The organism is Synechocystis sp. LEGE 06083 (assembly GCF_015207725.1).
Classification (GTDB): domain Bacteria; phylum Cyanobacteriota; class Cyanobacteriia; order Cyanobacteriales; family Microcystaceae; genus Synechocystis; species Synechocystis salina.
The window spans coordinates 1-6,320 of record NZ_JADEWJ010000239.1; the positions used below are offsets into that span (position 1 = coordinate 1).

Here is a 6,320-nt window from a genome sequence, read left to right on the forward strand (position 1 = left end):
ACATTGGCCCGTGGGCAGGGAATTTCGCCTCAGGATGAAAAAGGCTTTTGAGTTGGCTGGTATTGCTCTGGGGGCTCCCCAGCAGAGGATTGTGTATCATCATCAGGGTCAAAAAAGTAATAACAGCAACGGTAAAACCGATGGCTCCACTAAGGCGATCGCCTTGGGGCCGCATTTTCCCCAGGAATATAATTAGCCCTTAGACTGGCCGACATAGGCCACTATCCTTCCTCCCCAAAGCCGATGAGTGACAGCGTCCAACCCATTATCGAATTGCGTGGTGTGAGCCAGAGCTTTGGCCGTAAAGTTATCCTCGACGATGTGGACCTAAAAATTTATCCAGGGGAAGCGGTGGGGGTAATTGGACCATCGGGGACGGGCAAATCAACTATTTTGCGCATTGTGGCCGGCTTGCTCACCCCCGACAGCGGCGAGGTCGTTGTCCATGGCCACCGCCGTCAACGTTCCATTGAAGAAGGGGAAAAAGCTTTAGGGGTGGGTTTAGTGTTTCAGCAGTCGGCCCTGTTTGACTCCCTCACTGTGGCGGAAAATGTTGGTTTCACCCTCTACCGAGATTCAGACCTGAGCCCGAGAGAAATTAGGGCCATTGTGGAAGAAAATTTGGAGTTGGTGGGCCTGCCAGGTATTGGCGATCGATTTCCGGCAGAGTTGTCCGGCGGCATGCGTAAACGGGTCAGTTTGGCCCGGGCGATCGTCATTAATCCTGAACAGCATCAGCAATATAAAAACATTTTGCTTTACGATGAACCCACCGCGGGGCTAGACCCAGTGGCATCCACCAGAATCGAGAGTCTAATTCGCCACCTCCTCAGCCAAGATCATGTTTGTTGTTGTTATCTAATTGTTACCCACCAATTCAGCACCATTGAGCACACCACTGACCGGATTATTTTTCTTTATGATGGCAAAATTCAGTGGGATGGTTCTACAGCGGACGCCTACCAATCTGATCATCCTTTATTGAAGCAATTTTTCTCCGGTAGCATCGACGGCCCGATTAGTTAATTGTTGTTTTAATTAACTTGTGATTTGAGCTTAATATAGTTAAATTCAAATCAGTTTTGATGGAGGTTTGATGAATTTTAAATTAACACCCTAAAAGTCCATTGATTTACCCTTGATTTTGTCAGTTTTATGCCATCGCCATCAGTTCAATTTAGCCTTGATGAACGTCATCCCCACCATATTGCTGAGGTAATTGAAACCAGCACCACCGGTTTTTTAGCCCAATGTTTGGAACCGGAGGAATTAACTTTTCCTATCATGCCCGCCTTTGGTAGCTGGGTGAAAGCCACAGATGAAGATTCGGGCAATACCATTTTTGCGGTGGTTAGTTACGCCACCACCATGCCCATCGACTCCATTCATCGGGCCAGGGCCCTTGGTCTTTCCCTGGGGGAACTGCGGGAACAACAGCCCCAAATTTTTGCCATGTTAACCACAGAATTTCAAGCGGCGATCGTGGGTTTTCAGAGCCAAGAGCCCGGCCCCAATGGCCGTGGTCCCCGCCCCGGTAGGATATTTCACTATTTACCGCCCCGCCCGCCCCAAATTCACCAGGCAGTGTTCCAGTGCGATCGCCAAGAAGTGATGCAGTTTACCGATTCTCCAGATTTTCTACGTATTCTTTTGCAAATTACCGATGCCCCCGTTGATGCCCTGATTGCAGCTGCTCTGAGGGAAATTTATCTCCTCCGCCAAGGCGATCGGGCCTGGCTAGTAACCGTTGGCCGTCACCTCAGTTTGCTCCTCAAAGATGACTACGATCGCCTGCGCCATATCCTTGGTCAAGTCCATTTTTAGGGACAACGGTGTTCCATTTCAGAGTAGCGGCATCAAAAAATTATGCGAATTTTATCTAATGTCAATCTGACGGGACTATTAATCGTCCTCCTTGCCGCTATTTTCTTTTGTTTTCATAACGTCATTGTCCGAATTTTATATTCCCAGCAAAATATTTTAGGTATTTGGCAAGTGGGTGGTTTTGTCACTCCGACCCTGAGCCATTCTTTTCTCCTTCTATTGTTGAGAATGCTTTGGGTAGTGCCGCTCATGGCCCTGATTTCCCAACGTCTCTATGGCAATACCTGGCGGGAAATTAATCAACTGAAACAGGCTTCCCATCGCTCAATAATTTGGGAGGCCCTGGGCTGTGGATTTTTAATGTTTCTCTACCTAGTTTTGCTCTACATTTCCATCAGCTACATTCCCACCGGCATCGCCATCACCCTATTTTTTACTTACCCGATCTTTACAGCGTTATTGGCGTGGCGACTATTCAACGATGTGCCCAGTTTATTGCGCTGGCTAGTGATTGGTTTAACGTTAATAGGCACATTTTTAACCATTCCCTATGGCTACGGTGGGGAGCAACAAACATTGGCCATCGGCATCGGCACTGGCATTGCTTCCGGCATTGTCTATGCTGGCTATACGGTATTTGCCCAAAGGAGCTTTCAACGACTCCATCCAGTCCCCTTTACCTGGATCAGTTTTGCCACCACCCTGATTCTTTCCATACTGTGCTTAATCATTTGGCATCCCAACGAAGGTAATTTACCCTGGTTAGCCATTGCCATTGGCTCCCTGTTGTCGGCTTTATTCACCTTAGCGGGCCATGTTCTGAATAACTGGGGCATCCATTTAATCGGTGCCAGTCGAGCGGCCATTATTGGGGCAACTAATCCGGCTTTAACGGTGGTGCTGGCGGGATTGGCTATTCAAGAAAGCCTCACCAATATCCAAATTCTAGGGGTGTGTCTCGTTACTTTCAGCATTGCTTTACTTAATTACGAAAAAATTAGTCCTAGTACGGAGAAAAATGCCTTAAAATAGCCACAAAAAAGAGCAGGAGACGCTACTCCCGCCCTGATTTTTCCTAGTGTTATTTCTGTTGAATGGCCCAAACTAGAATCAAAGTTTAAACCCCAAAGGATTTACCACAACCACAGGTTTGATTGGCGTTAGGATTGGTAAACTGGAAGCCTCCACCGATGAGAGCATTGCTGTAGTCCAGCATCAAGCCATAGAGATATAGCAAACTTTTCCGGTCGCAGATAATCTGAAAACCTTCATAGTCAAACACTTCATCATGTTCCGTTGCCCGGTTTGGTTCTTCAAAATCCATCATGTAGGACATGCCAGAACAACCCCCTTGGCGTACCCCCACCCGTAAACAAAGATCTTTGCCCTGTTGTTCTTTCAGGGCCAGGAGGTGTTTGAGGGCCACATCGGAAAGTTGAATGCCTTTGGCTTGGGTGGCGGTGGCTTGGCTCATGATAATGCGTTACTCCTATGGAAAATTTAGGGGAAAATTAAAAGAAATTGAAAATCTAAAGTTACAAGATGCCGTCGGAAAAATTTGCAGTGCCCGTAGGAATTCCCAACGCTAAAGCTTTGGTAATATCGGTTACTTTGGCTTAGTTTATCGAGTCGGAACTGCTTTTCAGCCATTGCCGAGTCAGGAGAATTCCATTGGCTATGCCTGGGGCACAGTGGCTAACCTAGATTGGCAGCGGGACAAAGAAAATTTAGTCTTGCTAATTTTGGCAAAAATACACAAACAGTTTCCTTTCCATCTTAGCGAGAACGGGGGAGGCTGTCTGTGGTAATTCCCCTATGGCAACAATTGAGTTCCGCCCAGGGCCTTTCTTCAACCTTACACCAATGGCCATGGGGATTCTGAATCTCGGTCCTTCCGGTTCAACGGGGCACTGCGGTTTGTTCCACAATGGCGGTGATCACATCATCAATGCCAATGCCATCAAGCTGGGCTTCCGGTCGTAGGATTAAACGGTGACGTAATAGGGGTGGGGCAACGGTTTTGAGATTATCCGGTAATAAGTATTCCTGCCCATTTAGCCAAGCATCGGCCTTGGCGGCTTGCAACCAACGGAGGGAGGCCCTAGGGGAAGCTCCAATCAAAACATCGGGGTGATAGCGGGTTTTTTCCACCAGGGCCAAGAGGTAATCCAACAGTTTTTCATCCACTGTAATATCCTCGACCGATCGCCGGCTGGCCAAAATTTCTTCTACGGTAGCAATGGTGGTTAACTGCTCCAGGTCTTGCCGTTGGGCATGGAAACCCCGCTGGAAATTGACCAACATTTGTTTCGCTGCGGCCTGGGGGGGATAGTCCACCACTAGCTTAAATAAAAAGCGGTCTAGTTGGGCTTCCGGTAGGGGATAGGTACCTTCAAATTCCAAGGGGTTTTGGGTGGCCACTACCCAGAATAGGGCTGGTAGCGCATGGGTCTGGCCATCGAGGGTCACTTGCTGCTCCTCCATCGCTTCCAACAGAGCAGACTGGGTTTTGGGGGGAGTGCGGTTAATTTCATCCGCTAGCAAAATTTCCGTAAACACTGGGCCCTGTTTGAGGCTAAAGGCCTGCTGGTTGAAGTCAAACACGTTTACCCCCACCATGTCGGAGGGCAACATATCCGGGGTTAGTTGTACCCGCCTAAATTGGGATTGGATCGATTGGGCTAGGAGTTTCACCAACAGAGTTTTGCCCGTACCCGGCACCCCTTCTATGATCACATGCCCTCCGGCCAACAAGGCCACCAGTAATTCCTGGATGAGATGGGGTTGGCCCACCAAAAATGTTTCCAAATGGCCACGGAGTTCGTTAAACAGAGGACGGGTCATAGGGTTTGGTCAAGGGAAGGAAAATCGAGCAATTGATGGCAATGGCAGTTTTGGCAGAGTTGATTGGCAAAAGCCCTAAAAACACCGAAATAAACGCAAAACATTAACTCAATCAGCCCCCATAATGGGCAGTTACTCCACCGCATTGGGTTTGAGGCCATTGCCCAATGGATTTTAGCTAGAGGGAGGTAGTTGGGCTTGCAGTTGTTGCCATTGTTTTAACCATACCCGTAAGTCACTCTCATTTTTGGGCAATTTGTCTGGCTGGCTAAGGTTGGTTAGTAAGGCCGCAGTAGCTTCACTTTCCTTGGCCTTGGGCAAATTGCCTAATCGCCTCTGTAGGGAGGGACTTTCCGCCTGGAGCAATTGTTGCACCACAAATTGAGGCCGATCGCCTTTTTCCAACACCTGGGCCAGGGCATGGATATAGGCTTGGTTATTGTTGCTAGTCGGACTAGGGGGTGCTTGGGGTTGGCCAAAACGTCGGTTCCCAAAAATGACTAGGAGAATCACAGCCACTAGGGATTGCAGAAAAATTAGCATTAGGGGCGTGTTTTGCAGATAGGCCCACACCGATGCCAATCCTTCCTTCTGGAGGGTTTCCGTATCCTTATAGCCGTGTAAATATTCATCCACCCAGAGGGGATTATTACCTTCTGTCAGTAAAGATTGGAGTAGGGCAAAGTTGCCTGGGTCATCCTGAAAAGCATTGGCCGCCAAAAAGGGAGGTACCACCCAGATAATTTCTCCCCTGCCTTGCCGTTGCCGCCAAATGAGGGTGCCGTATTCGTCCGCTAATATTTTCCCTTCCTTTTGGGGCGATCGCCTTCTGCCCTGAATGCGTACCGGGCCCTGGTCACTAGCTACGGTTTGAGTAAAGGGAGCTTCGGTCAATTCGGCCCATCGTCCTAGGTAAACCAAACGATTACCACGGGCTACCCACTCCCACTCCTGGGGGGTGACATTACCGCCATCCCCATAGGGCGCAATGTTAGTGATTGGTCGGGGGTCAATTCTTAGCAAAGTCACCGGGGTTGGTAGATTGGTGAGTTCGTCCCCCGGTTTACGCCACCGCTCTACGGGGTTTCCCCTTTGTTCCATCCATTGCCACCAAGCGCCATAGCCCCCTGGACTAGTACTATAAGTAGATCCTTGCAGATGGTCTGCCCGCCCGGTTCCTGCCCACAGTAATGCTCCCACCGCCACCACGGCGATCGCCAGCACAATAATCAAATTACGACGGGATTTAAATAACATTGGCAACGGCGGACCAGGACCCACAGATCAGAACGTCAGAGAACAAAACCTAGTTGGTGACAACAAAACGGTGGCCGAGGGAATTATCCACCATAGCTGGCAAAAAAATGTGGAAATTACTACCCTGTCCGGGGCGACTGTGGACAGTGATTTTGCCACCCCAACGTTCTACTAGGCGATGGACAATGGTCAAACCCAACCCCGCCCCCTGGGTTCGCGAAGAAGTATTTTGCCCCCGGAAAAAACATTCAAATAAATGGGGGATGTCCGCCCTGGCAATGCCACAACCACTATCATTCACCACAATTTCCACCTGAAATTCCTGGTGATAGGCTTTAATTTGCACCCTCCCCCCAGAGTCAGTGAATTGCAGGGCATTTTCTAGTAATCTTTGC

Annotated in this window: 8 protein-coding genes; 4 read left to right on the top strand and 4 right to left on the bottom strand. The window is 49.1% G+C overall.

The window, feature by feature from the left end:
- From IQ219_RS15615 to IQ219_RS15630, 4 genes are all read left to right on the top strand, one after another.
- Positions 1-196 (top strand): hypothetical protein (locus IQ219_RS15615; protein ID WP_228017188.1); only part of this gene is annotated, 196 nt, incomplete at its 5' end.
- Positions 197-243: 47 nt separating this feature from the next.
- The gene (locus IQ219_RS15620) at positions 244-1,026 is read left to right on the top strand and encodes an ABC transporter ATP-binding protein (protein ID WP_194073223.1); all 783 of its coding nucleotides are present in this window, start codon (positions 244-246) and stop codon (positions 1,024-1,026) included.
- Positions 1,027-1,155: 129 nt separating this feature from the next.
- Entirely contained in the window at positions 1,156-1,824 is a 669-nt protein-coding gene (locus IQ219_RS15625) for an HAS-barrel domain-containing protein (RefSeq protein WP_194073224.1), read from the top strand.
- 42 nt (positions 1,825-1,866) lie between these two features.
- Entirely contained in the window at positions 1,867-2,856 is a 990-nt protein-coding gene (locus IQ219_RS15630; RefSeq protein WP_190598585.1) for a DMT family transporter, read from the top strand.
- An 85-nt stretch (positions 2,857-2,941) separates the two neighbouring features.
- Here IQ219_RS15630 and IQ219_RS15635 read toward each other — a convergent pair whose 3' ends face one another.
- The 4 genes from IQ219_RS15635 to IQ219_RS15650 all read right to left on the bottom strand — a co-directional run.
- The gene (locus tag IQ219_RS15635) at positions 2,942-3,298 is read right to left on the bottom strand and encodes an iron-sulfur cluster assembly accessory protein (RefSeq protein ID WP_194073225.1); all 357 of its coding nucleotides are present in this window, start codon (positions 3,296-3,298) and stop codon (positions 2,942-2,944) included.
- Positions 3,299-3,723: 425 nt separating this feature from the next.
- Entirely contained in the window at positions 3,724-4,668 is a 945-nt protein-coding gene (locus IQ219_RS15640; RefSeq protein ID WP_194016783.1) for a MoxR family ATPase, read from the bottom strand.
- A gap of 174 nt (positions 4,669-4,842) precedes the next feature.
- Positions 4,843-5,925, bottom strand: a complete 1,083-nt coding sequence (locus tag IQ219_RS15645) for a DUF4350 domain-containing protein (protein ID WP_228017190.1) — start codon at positions 5,923-5,925, stop codon at positions 4,843-4,845.
- 49 nt (positions 5,926-5,974) lie between these two features.
- Positions 5,975-6,320, bottom strand: a 346-nt coding sequence (locus tag IQ219_RS15650; RefSeq protein ID WP_194073227.1) for a sensor histidine kinase KdpD, incomplete at its 5' end; no start/stop codon positions are given.